Annotated in this window: 10 protein-coding genes and 1 pseudogene; all 11 read right to left on the reverse strand. The window is 68.7% G+C overall.

The annotated features are described in order from the left end of the window. Window positions 1-221: 221 nt before the first annotated feature. The 11 genes and pseudogenes from D7Y15_RS18540 to D7Y15_RS18590 all read right to left on the reverse strand — a co-directional run bounded on the left by D7Y15_RS18540 (window position 222) and on the right by D7Y15_RS18590 (window position 13219). On the reverse strand, window positions 222-3413 hold the full coding sequence (locus D7Y15_RS18540; RefSeq protein ID WP_121753419.1) for a CHAT domain-containing tetratricopeptide repeat protein: 3192 nt from the start codon (window positions 3411-3413) through the stop codon (window positions 222-224). 104 nt (window positions 3414-3517) lie between these two features. Next, window positions 3518-4162 carry a class II aldolase/adducin family protein gene (locus D7Y15_RS18545; RefSeq protein ID WP_121753420.1) on the reverse strand — a complete coding sequence of 215 codons (645 nt, stop codon included), beginning with the start codon at window positions 4160-4162 and terminating at the stop codon, window positions 3518-3520. Next, window positions 4159-5274 carry an S-methyl-5-thioribose-1-phosphate isomerase gene (gene mtnA, locus D7Y15_RS18550; protein WP_121753421.1) on the reverse strand — a complete coding sequence of 372 codons (1116 nt, stop codon included), beginning with the start codon at window positions 5272-5274 and terminating at the stop codon, window positions 4159-4161. The genes D7Y15_RS18545 and mtnA overlap by 4 nt, the downstream gene beginning before the upstream one ends. Before the next feature lie 25 nt (window positions 5275-5299). Next, the gene (locus D7Y15_RS18555) at window positions 5300-6184 is read right to left on the reverse strand and encodes an S-methyl-5'-thioadenosine phosphorylase (protein WP_121753422.1); all 885 of its coding nucleotides are present in this window, start codon (window positions 6182-6184) and stop codon (window positions 5300-5302) included. A 44-nt stretch (window positions 6185-6228) separates the two neighbouring features. Next, on the reverse strand, window positions 6229-6930 hold the full coding sequence (gene mtnC, locus D7Y15_RS18560) for an acireductone synthase (RefSeq protein WP_121753423.1): 702 nt from the start codon (window positions 6928-6930) through the stop codon (window positions 6229-6231). Continuing rightward, window positions 6927-7472, reverse strand: coding sequence for an acireductone dioxygenase (locus D7Y15_RS18565; RefSeq protein WP_120574542.1), 546 nt, complete (start codon window positions 7470-7472; stop codon window positions 6927-6929). The genes mtnC and D7Y15_RS18565 overlap by 4 nt, the downstream gene beginning before the upstream one ends. Next, window positions 7469-8098, reverse strand: coding sequence for a methylthioribulose 1-phosphate dehydratase (locus D7Y15_RS18570; RefSeq protein WP_120561323.1), 630 nt, complete (start codon window positions 8096-8098; stop codon window positions 7469-7471). Before D7Y15_RS18570 ends, D7Y15_RS18565 begins: the two co-directional genes overlap by 4 nt. Before the next feature lie 124 nt (window positions 8099-8222). Further along, window positions 8223-9035 (reverse strand): alpha/beta hydrolase, encoded by an 813-nt coding sequence (locus tag D7Y15_RS18575; protein ID WP_121753424.1) that lies wholly within the window; start codon window positions 9033-9035, stop codon window positions 8223-8225. Between the two features lie 239 nt (window positions 9036-9274). After that, window positions 9275-10315 (reverse strand): annotated as a pseudogene (locus tag D7Y15_RS18580) (DUF1501 domain-containing protein); the annotation flags it as partial. Next, window positions 10312-11931: a DUF1800 domain-containing protein gene (locus D7Y15_RS18585; protein WP_121753425.1), complete on the reverse strand. Its 1620-nt coding sequence runs from the start codon at window positions 11929-11931 to the stop codon at window positions 10312-10314. The pseudogene D7Y15_RS18580 and the gene D7Y15_RS18585, both read right to left, overlap by 4 nt. Before the next feature lie 52 nt (window positions 11932-11983). Then, complete coding sequence (locus tag D7Y15_RS18590) at window positions 11984-13219, reverse strand: serine/threonine-protein kinase (RefSeq protein ID WP_121753426.1); 1236 nt, start codon at window positions 13217-13219, stop codon at window positions 11984-11986. Between the last annotated feature and the right edge of the window lie 2031 nt (window positions 13220-15250).

Consider the following 15250-nt stretch of genomic DNA (forward strand, 5'->3'; position numbering starts at 1 on the left):
GACGAATCTCCAGCCTGTCCTCACCTGTCAGCCTTGCTGCTTTCCCTCTGCCTCGCACCCAGTGCCTCCCGTCAAGCAGGGTGCCATGGTGAGCACCCACGTGGTGCGTTCACCGCTTGAGACCGCCTCCGCATCAACGGACACCCACGACATGTCTGGTCCGGCGTCCGGCAGTCGGAGCGTAGTTACTATTTTCAGCGGCCAGCTTGCTCACCAATGGTTCACTGGAGCAGCCGCAGCGGCGTATCCCGCCCCATGGCGATGAACGGCGCCCAGTAGTGCGGATGGGGCTGCGCGCTGCGCAGCTCCCGCATCGCTTCACGCAGCGCCGTGGCCAGGCCCTCGCCGCCGAGCAGGTGGCGATAGTAGGTCTCCATCAACGTGCGCGTCGTCGCGTCGTCCACCTTCCAGAGGCTCATCACCACCGTCTCCGCTCCCGCCACCAGGAAGGCCCGGCGCAGGCCGTAGACGCCCTGGCCTCGCCGGACCGCGCCCCGGCCCGTGTCACAGGCGGACAGGACCACCAGCTGCGTGCCCCACAGGTCCAGGCCCGCCAGCTCCAGCGCCGTCACCAGCGCGCTGTCGGAAGCATTCTTCTCCGTCTCCCCCGCGAGCAGCAGGCCGGAGCGCAGCAGCGGATCCGGCGGGCGCGCGGCCTGCGGATCCTCGCCCAGCGCTCCGAAGGTCGCGACGGCTCGCGCGTTCTCCGGCGCGGCGGCGTCCTCCAGGAAGAAGCCGTGGGTCGCCAGGTGCAGGATGCCCGGCGTGCTCAGGTGCAGCAGCCGCTCCTTGGTCGCCTTCGGTCCCAGGAACAGCTGCGCCTGCGGGAACAGGCGCTGGATGGCCTCCGCCTCCTCGCGCGAGCCCGGCAGCGGCACCGGTGCCCAGTCACGCGCCACCAGGTCCTCGCGCCGCAGCGAAGGCGAACGCTCCGCCACCACGGACGCGCCTCCCGCGGGGAGCGTGGAAGCCTGGAGCCCCGTGTTGAACGTGGGATCCGCCAGCACCACCACCGAGGACGCCGGCCTCCGCTGCTGGGGCCGGGGCAGCAGATCCTTCCCGGAGGTGACGTAGGTGAAGTCGTAGCTGTCCACCAGGTACCGCCGGCCGTCGTGCAGCGCCGCGAAGGGCACCAGCGCCAGCTGACCATCCGGTGAGAGGAAGAGGCGGCGGGCCTTCCCCAACAGCGGGAGCAGCGGTTGGAACGCGAGCCGGTAGAGCGCGTGCGCGGAGTCCTCGAAGGCCGCGTCCCGGCGGGCCAACGCGTCCCGCAGACTGGAGGCCGCGGCCTCGATGGGCGCCGCGGGCCCCAGGTCCAACGCGCGGATGTTCCCGTCGGGCAGCAGCACCAACGCCAGACAGCGGAGCTGGGCCGTGCCCGTTCCCAGCACGAGGGGACGGTCCTCGTAGGTGATGAACTCCACGAGGGCACCATCGTCCGGCAGGGCTCCCGCGACACGGTCGACGATGTCATCCGGCGCGGGCAGCGCGGCCAACGCGCGCAGCGGCGCGGAACGGCTGGCGAGCGTCGCCTCCAACGCATCGCCCTGCTCGGTCAGCGCCGTGAGCTGCCGCTGATAGGAGGACGGCGTGAACGCTCCGGGCCCGTGCAGCGAGAGGCTGGCCAGCTGGGTGCGCAGCTTGCGCAGTTGCTCGAAGGTGCCTCGCTCCTCCGCGCCCAGGCTCCGGTAGACCGCTCGGGAGATGTCCGCCGTCTCCTCCACGGAGCGGCCCTTGAGCAGCAACGCGGCGCTCAATGCCAGACGCCGGACGTTGGCGGAGTCCGGATGCGCTCGCACGAGCGCGTAGAGCTGCTCCTCGTCCGCGCGCAGGTGCTGGAGGAAGCTGGACAGCCGCGCCTCGGAGAACTCGAGCGCCTCGCGACGCAGGCGCTGCTCGGAGACTCCGAAGGCGCGCGTGAACAAGGGCACCGCGTCGTCCAGGCGGTGCTGCGCCAGACGCAGGAGCGCCAGGTTGTTGAGCGACGCAGCGAGGTCCGGATGATTCCGGCCCAGCACGGCTTCACGAATCGCCAGCGCGCGCTCGTAGAGCGGCTCCGCCTGGCTGTACTTCCCCTGGTCCCGGTAGAGCGTGGCCAGGTTGTTGAGCGACCCCGCGACGTCCGGATGCCTCTTGCCGAGAACCTCCTCCCAGATGGCCAGCGCGCGCGCGTAGAGCGGCTCCGCCTGGCTGTACTTCCCCTGCTTCCGGTACAGCGTGGCCAGGTTGTTGAGCGACGCCGCGACGTGCGGATGGTGCGTTCCGAACGCCTTCTCCCAGATGGCCAGCGCCCGCGCGTAGAGCGGCTCCGCCTGGCTGTACTTCCCCTGCGCCTGGTAGAGCGTGGCCAGGTTGTTGAGCGCGGCGGCCAGGTCCGAAGAGCTGCCGTCCGTCGCCGCCTCGCGAATGGCCAGCGCCCGCACGTAGAGCGGCTCCGCCCGGTCGTACAGCCCCTGGTCCTGATAGAGATTGGCCAGGTTGTTGAGCGAGTCCGCGACCAACGGATGCTTCTTGCCGAGCGCCTCCTCCCTTATGGAGAGCGCGCGCAGGCCCAGCGGCTCCGCCCGGCCGTACTGGCCCTGGTCCTGGTAGAGCGTGGCCAGCGTGTCGAGCGAGTCCGCGACCAGCGGATCCTCCTTGCCCAGCGCCGACTCGCGCAGGGCGAGCGCCCGCACGTAGAGCGGCTCCGCCCGGCCATACAGCCCCTGCTCCCGGTAGAGCAGCGCCAGGTTGTTGAGCGAGTCCGAGACGGTGAGGTGATGCTTGCCGAGCACGGTCTCCCTCAAGTCCAACGCGCGCGAGTAGAGCGGCTCCGCGCGGCTGTAGAGCCCCTGCTGCTGGTAGAGGTTGGCCAGGTTGTTGAGGGACTCGGCGAAGGCGGACTGGTTCTCGCTGAGGGTCACCTCCTGGCTGGCGAACGCCCCCATGCGGCGACGCTTGTCCAGGCTGAACAGGTTGTTCGTCCGCCGGGACATCGCGTGCCCATGGTCGTAGAAGCCCCCGGCCTGACGGTCCGTCTCCATGGCGGGCGAGGCGGCGAAGCCGAGCAGCCTGGCCACCGTGACGGCCTTCACCGCGTCGTCGTTCACCACCGCTTCCCGGATGGCCAGCGCGCGCTCGTGAACGACGCCCGCCCGGGCGAAGTCTCCCTGGAGGCGGTACACCTCCCCCAGCAGGCTCAGGCAGTAGGCGACGTCCGGATGCGAGTCCCCGAGCACTGCCTCCCGCAGCGCCAGGGCGTGCTCACCGGGCGCCACGGCCTCCGCGTACCGACCCTCCTCGTAGAGCGTCGCGGACTGCTCGTAGGCCTGGAGCGCGTCCTTCAGCCGCGGATCCGAGGGTTCCCGCCCCACCGGCATGAGCGAGGCACACCCCAGTGCCATCATCACCATGCACCCGAGAACCCACCGCATGCCGACTCCTCCTGGAGACCGAGGCTGACCCAGCCGCCTCCCCCTGTCCGACTTAGAGGCAGGGACCCCAAGAATCATGCAGGAACATGTGCGCGGAGCGACGCCTACTGGCCATACCCCCGGAATTGCTGGAACACGCGCTCCATTTCCGCGTCGTCCAGCACCACGGGCTCGCCCAGTTGGAGCGCGCGCCAATACATGGCCGCCAGCGTCTCCACCTCCACCGCCAGCTTCCAGGCCGCGGCCAGGTCCATGCCCACGGCGACCATGCCGTGGTTGGCCAGCAGACACGCCTTGCGGCCCTCCAGGGCCACCATCATGTGCCTCGCCAGCTCCGGCGTGCCGAAGGTGGCGTACTCGGCGCACCGGATGTCCGTGCCGCCCGCCGCGGACACCATGTAGTGGAAGGCGGGGATGCCCCGGCGCAGGCAGGCCAGCGTGGTGCTGAACATGCTGTGCGTGTGCAGCACCGCGCCCACCTCCGGCCGCGCCTGGAGGAGGTCCCGGTGCAGCTGCCACTCGGTGGACGGCTTGCGGTGGCCCTCGTGCGAGCCGTCGAAGCGCATGAGGACCAGGTCCTCCGGCGTCATCGTCTCGTAGTTCATCCCGGACGGCGTGAGGAGGAAGCCGCCCTCCACCCGCTGGCTCAGGTTGCCGGACGTGCCCTGGTTCAGCCCGGAGGTGTTCATCCGCCGCGAGGTGGCCACCATCGCCTCGCGCAGTGCCTGGTGGCCCCCCGCCCCGCTCACTTCGCGGGGCTCCGCTGAGCGCGCCGCTCCGGGAAGAGGGACAGCATCCCCTCCTCCGTCGCGGGACACACGCCGCGCTCCGTGACGAGCGCCGTCACCAGCCGCGCGGGCGTCACGTCGAACGCGTAGTTCGCGGCGGGGCTCCCCGGAGGCGTAATCCTCACCGTGGCGATGTCTCCCGAAGGCAGCCGGCCCGTGACGTCACTGAGCTCCGTGCCGTCGCGCTGCTCGATGGGGATCTCCTTCACGCCGTCCTGGATGGTCCAGTCGATGGTGGGCGACGGCAGCGCCACGTAGAACGGCACGCCGTTGTCCTTCGCGGCCAGCGCCTTCAGGTACGTGCCGATCTTGTTCGCCACGTCCCCGCGCGCGGTCGTGCGGTCCGTGCCGACGATGCACAGGTCCACTTCCCCGTGCTGCATCAGGTGGCCGCCGACGTTGTCCGCGATGACCGTGTGAGGGACGCCGTGCTGTCCCAGCTCCCACGCCGTCAGCACCGCGCCCTGGTTGCGCGGGCGCGTTTCGTCCACCCAGACGTGCAGGGGGATGCCCGCGTCGTGCGCCAGGTACATGGGCGCCAGCGCCGTGCCCCAGTCCACCGTGGCCAGCCAGCCAGCGTTGCAGTGCGTGAGCACGTTGAGCCGTCCCTTGCGGCCCTTCTTGTCCCACGCCTCCTGGAACAGCTTCAGCGCGTGCTCGCCGATGGCGCGGTTGATGGCCACATCCTCGTCGCACAGCGCCGCCGCCTGCCGGTACGCCGCCTCCACGCGCTCCGACGGCTGCAGCGGCGCGAGCACCTGCCGCATCCCATCCAGCGCCCAGTGCAGGTTCACCGCCGTGGGCCGCGTGGCCCGGAGCATGGTCAGCGCCTTCTCCAGCGCGCCGTCGGACGCGTCCTGGCGCATGGCCAGACACACGCCATACGCCGCCGTGGCGCCGATGAGCGGCGCGCCGCGCACCAGCATGCTGCGGATGGCATGGCCCGCTTCGTCCGCCGTGGACAGCTTCACCTTCACGAACGCGTGCGGCAGGCGCGTCTGGTCGATGACGCCGACGCTCCAGCCGTCGGACTCGACCCAGATGGAGCGCATCGGAACGCCTTGGACTTTCATCGCCGTGTCTTCCTTGTTCGGCCGTTCAGCGCTTGAGGACGCGGCCCGCCACCGCGGAGAGCTTCTCCACCATGGCCGGGTCGCGCGCGTCGGGCGACGTCATGATGGCGTGCTCCAGCGCCGTCTGGCAGCCGGCGTGGCACGGGGTGGAGTGCTGGCTCACGAGCGGCGCGATGTTCTTCACCAGCCCGCGCGCCTTGCCCGCGTTGCCCAGCAGCACCGCGATCACCTGGTCCACCGTCACCGCGTCGTGGTCCGGATGCCAGCAGTCGAAATCCGTGACCATCGAAACGCTCGCGTAGCAGATCTCCGCCTCACGGGCGAGCTTGGCCTCCGGCATGTTGGTCATGCCAATCACATCGCAGCCCCACTGCCGGTACATCTTGCTCTCCGCCAGCGTGGAGAACTGCGGGCCCTCCATCACCAGGTACGTGCCGCCGCGCACGACCTTGATGTCCAGGCCCTCGCACGCGGCCATCACCGCGTCACCCAGGCGCGAGCACGTGGGCTTCGCCATGGACACGTGCGCCACCAGGCCCTGCGAGAAGAAGCTCTTCACGCGCGCGAAGGTGCGGTCCACGAACTGGTCCACCACCACGAAGGTACCCGGCGGCAAATCCTCCCGCAGGCTGCCCACCGCGGAGACGGAGAGGATGTCCGTCACGCCGCTGCGCTTGAGCGCGTCAATGTTCGCGCGGAAGTTCAGCTCCGACGGCGGAATCTTGTGCCCACGCCCGTGGCGCGGCAGGAACACCACCGGCTGGTCGCCGATGCGGCCAAAGCAGAACTCGTCCGACGTCTCACCGAACGGCGACGACACCCGGCGCCACGACACATCCGTCAGGCCGTCAATCTGATACAGGCCGCTGCCGCCGATGATGCCCAGCACGGGCTTGTTGGAACTCGACATGGGGGGAGGCTCCGCTCCGGGAAAGCTCGGGATGAGGAATCAATTCAAGACACGTGCGCGAACGGGTCGAGCGACGTGAAGTCGTGGAACACCGGGTGCCCGTGGCCCGGCGGCAGGGCCACCTCGCCCCGGTCCAGCGCCGCGGTGCGGAAGCCCGCCTGCTTCGCCGCGTCCAGCTCCGCCGTGTTGTCGGAGAGGAACAGGATGTCGCCGGGAGGCAGCTCCAGCGCCTGGGCAATCTTCGTGTACGACGGCGCCTCCACCTTGGGTCCGGTGGTGGTGTCGAAGTAGCCGGAGAACACCGGCGTCAGGTCCCCTTCCACGCTGTAGCCGAAGATGAGCCTCTGCGCGGCGATGCTGCCGGAGGAATAGACATACAGGCGCAGGCCCTTGCTGTGCCATTCACGCAGGGCCCGGGCCGCGTCCGAGTAGACGTGGCCCTTGATTTCGCCGCGCGCGTAGCCGTCCGCCCAGATGAGCCCCTGGAGCGTCTTGAGCGGCGTGGCCTTGCGGTCCTCGTCCAGCCAGCGCTGGAGCAGGGCGACGGTGCCCACCTCGTCCAGGCCGGGCTCGCCCGCGAGCGTGCGGGCGTCGGACAGGCACTGGCGCACGGCGGCCTGCTGCCCGTGCGTGGCGATGTACTCCGCCAGGTGCTTCCGGGCGAAGGGGAAGAGGACGTCCTTCACGAAGGCGATGGAGCTGGTGGTGCCTTCGATGTCCGTGACGACCGCCTTGGGGGCACTCACGGCGCGTACTTCGGGAAGCGCTCGGCGATGGTCTCGCCGGTGAAGTGGCCTACCCAGCCGTCCGGGCGGATGAAGAAGCGGATGGCGGCGAACCGGGGCGCGGCGCCCATGTCGAACCAGTGCTTCATGCCTTCCGGCACGCTGATGAGGTCACCTCGCGTGCACTCCACCTGGAAGACCTTGTCGCCCGCGTGCAGGTAGAAGCAGCCGCTGCCCTCCACCATGATGCGCGACTCGTCCTCCGTGTGGGCGTGCTCGGAGAGGAACTTCGCGCGGGCGGCCTCCACGTTGGGGGCGTCCGGCTTGATGCGCGCCACGTCCACGGTGTTGTAGCCGTGGGCCTTCATCTCCGCGTCCACCACGTGCTTGTAGGCCGCGAGGACCTCTTCCTGGCCCGCGCCGTCCGGCAGGTCCACGGACGCGTCCACGCGCTCGAAGCGCACGCCCGCGGGCTTCAGCTCGCGACGGATGTCCTCGGGTTCGGTGAAGACGCCCAGCGGCGCCTCCGGCTGGTGGTCGTTGTAGACAATCAGCTTGCTCATCGCCGCACCTTCATCTTCTCGAGTTCGTACGTCAGCAGGTGTTCCAGCGCCACGACGTGGCGGCGGGCCTCGGCCATGCTCCGGCCCCAGGTGTAAAGCCCGTGGCCGGCGATGAGATACGCGACCAGGTCCGTGCGTTTCGCGAGCATCGCGGTCACCTTGTCCGCGAGCCGGGGGATGTCCTGGTCGTTGGGGAAGATGGGGATGGACACCGCCGCCTCGTGCGTGCGCGTGTCGCCCAGGGCCTTGAGCAGCTCGAAGTCCTGGAGCACCAGCTCGCCCTCCGGCAGTCGCAGGTTCGACAGGAGCGCGGCCACCACGGAGTGCGTGTGCAGCACGGCCTGCGCCTCCGGCCGGTCTCTGTACAGCTGCAGGTGAAGGGGCGTCTCCGCGGACGAGCCCTTGGGCGGCGGCGCGTGGATGTCCGCGACCAGGATGTCCGCCTCCACCAGCTCGCCCTTGTCCACGCCGGAGCGGGTGACGGCGGCGGTGCGGGCATCCAGCCTGCGGGAGAAGTTGCCGCTGGTGGCGGGCACGAAGTTGCGCACGCTGAGGAAGCGGCCCACTTCGACGATTTCACGGGCCGCTTCGGACAGGGTCGCGGCGGGGGCCGGGTCGATGCTCATCCATCCCTCGGGGGAGCTTGAGGACGCGATGAAACATCGCGTTGATGACACCGAGCATAATCCGGCGCTCACCGGTAGGCGCAAGGGAACGCAACGCAGGACGTCATGCGTCCTGCCGGGCCGCTCAGCTGCCGTCGAGCGCGAACCTGGCCAGCCGCGCGAGATCCTGCTGACCCTCCCGCTCCAGCACGTCGTTGTGGCCCGCGCCTGGCACGGTCACCACGAGGGCGTGCGGGAAGCGCTGGCCCAGCGTGCGGCCCATGTCCACGGGGACCACTTCGTCCTGCTCGCCATGGATGATGAGGACGGGGATGGGGATGTCCTTGGCCTTGTCGAGCGACTGGTAGCGGTCGCGCATCAGCAGCGACACGGGGAGGAAGGGCATGGTGCGCTGGCCCATGGCGACCATGGACGTGTACGGGGACACCAGCACCATGCGTGCACCGTAACCGCGCCGGGCCATCTCCACGGCGACGCCGGTGCCCAGGCTGCGCCCGCTGAGCACGATGTCCTCTGGCTTCACGCCCTGCTCACGGAGGAACTGGAGCGCGGCCTCCGCGGACGCGTACAAACCCGCCTCGGACGGACTGCCCGGCGACGCGCCGTAGCCGGGGTACTCGACCGCGAGGAAGCCCAACCCCACGTCCCCGAGCGCCTGGCCCAGGCCCTGCTGCCACAGGAGCTGCTCGCCGTTGCCGTGGAAGTGCACCACGGTGCGGGCTCCCGGAGGCGCGGGCAGATAGAAGCGATCCACGTTGAGGCCTGAGGCCAGCGGCACCACGCCGAAGCCCGGCTGGTCGCGCAGGTTCGCGGGCTCCGTGTGGGGCGCGGGGTAGATGAGGGAGCGCTGCGCGGCGAAGGCGAGGGCGCACAGCGCGAGGTACAGCATGCCAGTGACGAGGACGAAGGCCATGAGGAGGCGGCGGAAGCGTTGCACGCCGCCAGTCCATCACACCGTGCGCGTCCGGGGCGACACGGTTCAGGTGAACATCCCGAGGACCCGGTCCTCCCGGTAGCCGGGGAACACCTTCGCCAGGGCCACGCCGGGGCGGCAGGCGCGGAGGGCCTCGGACAGGGGGCGCGGACGTCGGTCCAGGAGGGCACGTCCCGGCCGTCCTGGAGGCGGTCCACCGTGAGGGATTCGAAGCGGCCGTGCACGCCACCCTTCACGCCGCCGCCCAGCGCGAACATCACGCCGCCCACGCCGTGGTCGGTGCCCTGATTGCCGTTCTCCTTCACGGTGCGGCCGAACTCCGTCATCACCAGCACCGTCACGGTGTCGAGCTTCGGGCCCAGGTCCGCCGCGAACGCGGCCAGCGCGTTGCCCAGCTCCTCGCAGCGCCTCGCGAACGCGCCCTGGGTGACTCCCTGGGCGACGTGCGTGTCCCAACCGCCCATCTCCGTCGCGGCGACCTCCAGCCCTACGTCGCCCTTGATGAGACGCGCGATGTCCTGGAGACGGCGGGCCAGCGGCGTCCCCGGGTACGTCACGCCGGGAGTAACGGGCAGCTTCGCGAGGCGGGCTCCGTCCAGCTTCGACATGGCCTCGAAGGCGTCCGCGCCCGCGCCCTTCAGCGCTTGATCCACCGCGCCGGAGTAGAGCGCGGAGAAGCCCTGGCGCGCGTCGCCATGCTTGCGTCCGGTGCGCAGCCGGAAGTCCTCCAACCGCCCCATCGCGAGGGCCCCCGCGTTGCCGTAGAGGGCTCGCGGCAACGTGGGTTGCAGGGCCACTGCGCGCAGGGGTGAGTCGTCCTTCGCGTCCAGGAGCGCGCGGTTGAGCCAGCCGTCCGCGGTGGACTTGCGTCCCGGCGTGCCGGACTCCAGGAAGTCCTGCGCGTCGAAGTGCGAACGTGGCGTGACGGGAAGCCCCACGCCGGGGAGCACCGCGAGCTTCCCTTCCGACCACAGGGGCATCAGGGCGCCGAGCGAGGGGTGCAGACCGAAGGGGCCCGTGAGCTTCAGTGCGGCGTGCTCGCCCTCGAACTTGAGCGCGAGCGTGGGCCGTGCGCGCTGATAGGCGTCGTCTTCAACGGGTGGAACCAGCGACAGGCCGTCCGCGCCACCTCGCAGGAACACCGTCACCAGTGCGCGACGGGTGGGCGCATCACCAGGACTCGCGGCCCAGGCGCGGGACAGGAAGGACGGCGCCAGCACGAGGCCCGCGCCCGTCATGCCCAGGGCTTGAAGGAGCTGCCTGCGGGAGAGTCGTGTCGTCATTGTTTCTGGAACTCCGGCGAGCCGAGCAGCAGCCCCGCGATGAGAGGCACGTCCACGGGTGGCGCTTCATCCACGGCGCTCGCGGCTTCTCGCTTCTCCGCCAGCGCCGCGAGGATGGTCGCCCTTGTCTCCTCCGATGGCTTCGCGCCCAGCAGCGTCTGTCCCAGGCCGTCCACCCACTCAACAGCGGAGGGCGCCTGCTTCGGCGCGAACGCGTCCAATGACACACGCGCTCCGGGCAGCCGGCCTCCCACCAGGTCCAGACCGAAGTTGAGCCTCGCCACCAGCGCTCCACTGTTCACCCAGGGCTCCGCCACCTCCGGGAACCCCCTGGGCGCGGGGGCCCGGTAGAGCGGCTCTCCCATCAGGGCCAGATGACGCAGCAGGCGGGGCGTCACCTCCACCTGTGCGTTCGTCGCTCGCAGCGCGGACACCACGTATTCGAACGGCGTCTTCACCTTCGCGGCCCGCGCCTGCGGCGACTGGAACTCCGGCGACTGGAACAGCGCTCGATACACCGCGCGCAGGTCTCCCTTCGTATCGAGGAACACCCTCGCCACGCGCTCCACCAACTCCGGTGAGGGCTCATCCGCGACGAAGCGTTGCGCGAGCTTCCGCGCCACGTGACGCGCTGTCGCGGGATGACTCGCCAGCAGGTCCAGCACCCGCTCCCCGTCCTTCTCCCCGCCTCCCGCTGGAATCACCTGGCCCAGCACCACCTTCGACTCCGCGTCGTGCGCCACCTTGCGGAAGATGAAGCCTGGGTCCTTCCTTGGCTGGCGGATGCTCCAGCCCGTGAAGCAGCGCGCGACCTCGCGCACGTCGTCCTGCGTGTAGCCTCCGTCCACGCCCAGCGTGTGCAACTCCAGCAGCTCGCGCGCGTAGTTCTCGTTGAGGCCCAGCTTCGGCTTCGCCTCTTCTTCGTCCTCCGCGTCCTCCATCATCGCGGCCTGACGGCGGAAGCGGCGCGGGTGGCGCAGCTCCTCCTGGCTCAGGCCCTCACGCGTGCTGCGCCAGTTGTCCAGGTAGAAGAGCATCGCCGGGTGGTGCGCCGTCGCGCCCAGCAGCTCCCGGAACGTGCCGAAGACGTGCGGCCGGATGGCGTCGCGCTCGTAGGACGTGGCCAGCCACTTCACCGCGCCTTTGTCCTCGGAGACGTTGAAGTGGTTGAACCAGAAGTCCACCAGCACCTCCTCCAACTGGCGCGGACTCTCCACTGCTCGCAGCACCCTCGCGGAGGAACGCTCGAAGACGACGCGCGCCGGGCCTCGCTCGCGCTTCTCCTCGCGTGGCATCTCCGGGGGCGGCCTCGGGTAGTCCTCCACGAGTTGCGCCATCGACAGGCCCAGCGTGGGGAACGCCTGGAGCTTCGCGCTCAACCCGGGTGGCAGCGCATCACCAGACGCGGGCTGGAGCTGGGCATCCACCCACCCTTCCACGCCCAGCCGCTTCATCTCCGACAGGTCGCTCGCCGAGGGGCCGTACGCCAGCCGCTGCAGCACGTGCACCGCGCGCGCCTCGTCGAAGGGCGCAGGCGCTTCAGGTGCCGTGACCTGCGACCGTGACGCACACGACAGGCACACGGCCACCAGGGGCCAGACAGGGAGGGCGCGCATGGTGATGCATTCAACCCCGGACGCGCCCGGAAGTTACGAGCCTGCCTTCAACTCAGTGCAGCATCGCGCCGAACAGCGACATGCCCAGGTTCACCGCCGACGCGATGACCAGGCCCGCGCCCACCAAGCCCGCGGCCGTGAGGGCCATGGGGTTGCGGTCCGCGGCGCGCAGGCCCTTGTGCAGGGTCTTCTTCAGCATCGTGCGCTGGCAGTGCACATGGATGCGGCCCTCCAGCGCGGCCTGCAGCTGCGCCACCATGTCGTCCACGGACTCGAAGCGCTCCTTGGGGTCCTTGCTCATCCCCTTCTTCACGAACCACATCAGCTCCGCGGGCACCGGGCCCTGCGCGCTGTTCTTGTGCATGGACCCCATGTCCAGCGTGCGCGTCTGCACCGCCGTCATGATGTCCGGCACCGACTGGATGCCGTCCAGGTAGTGCGACAGCGACAAGAGCTCGTGGAAGAGGACCGACAGGCTGTAGACGTCGCTGCGCGCGTCCATCGTGTCGTGCTCGCCGCGCGCCTGCTCCGGGGACATGTAGAGCGGCGTGCCCACCACGGAGCCCAGCTCCGTGTGCAGCGGCCGGGCCGAGTGCAGGTCCGTCGGCGTGCCAGCCGGCAGGGCCCTGTCGGAGGCCGCACCCACGCGGCGCGCGAGGCCCCAGTCCAGCACCGTCACCTCGCCGAAGGGGCCCACCATGATGTTCGCGGGCTTGATGTCGCGGTGGATGAAGCCCTTGCCGTGCGCGTACGACACCGCGTGCAGCACGCCCAGGAAGATCTGCACCCGCACCTGGAACGGATAGCGCACCAGCGCGTCCAGCTCCGAGTGGCGCAGCCGGGCGATGATGGACTCCAGCGTCTCGCCCTTCAGGTGCTTCATCAGGAAGTAGTACCGGCCCTGCTCATCCACGCCCACGTCGTGCACGGGCGCGATGTTCGGGTGGTCCAGCATGCCCACCGTGCGGATCTCCTCCACGAAGCGCAGCACGCGGTCCAGGTCCGCGCCCGGAGGCAGCCGCTTGAGCGCGACCTCCCGCTCGATGTCGTGGTCGCGGATGAGCACCACCTCGCCCATGCCGCCCTGCCCCAGGGGACGCACTTCCTCGAAGCGCTCGCGCTGCAGCGGCACCACGCTGGGCTGCTGGCCCTTCCACTCCACCCGGGGCAGCACCGTGTTGCGGCGCTGGGTCGTGGAACCCCCAGGCGCGAGCGTAGGCGCCAGCTGCGCCCCGGAGGACGGAGAAATGAGCGTGTTTTCCAGGCCGACCGAGAGCGTTTGACTCATGGGACGCCAGGAATAGCAGGCACTCCCCGCGCGCGCCCACATACGCGCAGTCCATGATGCAAACGCGCGAAACTACAAGGCCAGCAGGCGGCCAGGCGTCACCCCGCCGGGGTGAAAGGCACGTCCAGCACCGGCAATTTCGTAGCGCCGGGCAGGTCGTAGTGCCGGTGCCACCACACCATCTGGCCGTGGTGGCAGCCGGCGCTTTCCGCCCTACTGGCCAGGAACGCTATTCCCGAAGTTCGTGTCTCCTACGCGGAGTGCGGGTCCTGTCGGCTGAGGCAGGGGGCCCGCAGGAGACTCGCCAGAACGCGATTTCGTCCCGCCGGGAACATTGAAGGCGTCCGTGGCATGAACTCCGAACCCCTCGCCTTGGGCGTCAGCAATGAGACGAATGGGCTCGCTGGGCGGAACGTCAATCTGGAACGTGAGTTCTCGGCTGTAGGTACCTTGCTGAGCATCAGCCGGAACCATCCAGGAGGAGGGGCCATCCACCATGCGGACGCCTTCCGGTGATTGCACCTGCACCGTCAGGCCGGTACCAAAAGCCGCCAGCTTGCGAATGTCAGCGCGAAGTCGGAGCTGATTCGTCCCTTGCTCAAGAAGGACCCATTGCACCACCGCAGGAGCCTGCGGACTTTCCGAAACCGAAGGAGCCGCTTCTTTCGCGGAAGTCTCCCTCGTTATACGCGGCTGGCCTCCTCCGGAGCTTGGAGCAGCCGCGTCAGGGTGGTGACAAGCGCCCACGAACAGCATCATTGTCGATACCATCAACCCACGAAACATAAGGCGAACCATAGCAACCTCGGCGTTTGAAACGCCTACAAACGATGAAGAGCAGGAACACTCAAACCTGTTAGGCACATCTGCTAGCCCGCGCTGCACACCCCGGCACTACAGACCTGGCCGGCACCACATGATTCACAGGCAGTACCGGGCCCACCACATGCGGCTGCGGCAGTGCCTGCCAGACAGACGCCCGCCCGGCAGCAGCCAGCACAAGTGCTGCGGCAGCTCGAGTCCAAACAAATAGGAGCGTTACTTGGGTAGGGATATGCCACCGTCGGCTCCGTCGCCGAATCCACCGCTTTCGACGGGAAACCTTCACACACCATCGCGTCCAAAAAGTCCGCCAACATGGGGCGCGGAAGGCCGGTGTCTCGCACGTTGACGAACTGACCAGTCCCCATATCTACTTCCCATATGTAACGCGTATACCCCCGCGTGAAGGGCGCCGCGTTCAACTGCCGCGAGCCCAAGGCGCGATCTATCGCCTGGGGGCCCCATGGACGTGACATCGAAAGCCGCCAGAGGATGGCTGAAACCTCATTTTCATCCATGAACTGTATCAGCCCATTGCTCGGGGACGGACGCGACCAAGGGAGCTGTGCGTAAGAATAGGCTCTCGCATCAAGGTTCAGCCAGAACATGGAGCCCCCCTGCTTGTCCACGTAGTAACTGTCGCTCCGCAAGTTGGAACTGAACCAGGTCGCGTAGCCTTCCGACCAGGCTTGGCCAGGAAAGGTCGGCTTGCCTATCGAATGAGGTCCACCCTCTTCAGGGCTGGTTCCGTAACTCGCCATGGCCCAATGGCCCAACTCATGTCCGGTAACCGAGTCCGCCCAATATTGTTGATTTACGTCCGCAGGAATCCACATCTGCGCAAGAAATGGCAGATTAAACACACGCGCAGGCACTGGCGCGAAGCAAGCACCACAAGACCAACTCGTTCCATAGCCCAACCAAACGACAAGCGGCAATCCAGGGCGTCCATCGTAGCGCTGGCGCGCTACCGCATATGCGTACCGCAAATAATCGTAGACCCGGACAGCGCCCGACCCCATCGCCTCGGTGATCGTGAGCGTAGAGGAGGCACTAACATTTGAGGTCCTGAACGCATAGGACCAAAGAGATGGATTTGGCTTCTCCCCAAGAATCTCTTGCATCCCGGGCGCAACATACCCTGGAGCAACAACGGCAAACGCAAGCGAATTGGCCCCGTCACTTGAAGCAAGAGCAACAGCCACTGTG

Origin of the sequence: Corallococcus sp. AB030 (assembly GCF_003668965.1) — a bacterium.
In the GTDB taxonomy this organism is placed as follows: domain Bacteria; phylum Myxococcota; class Myxococcia; order Myxococcales; family Myxococcaceae; genus Corallococcus; species Corallococcus exiguus.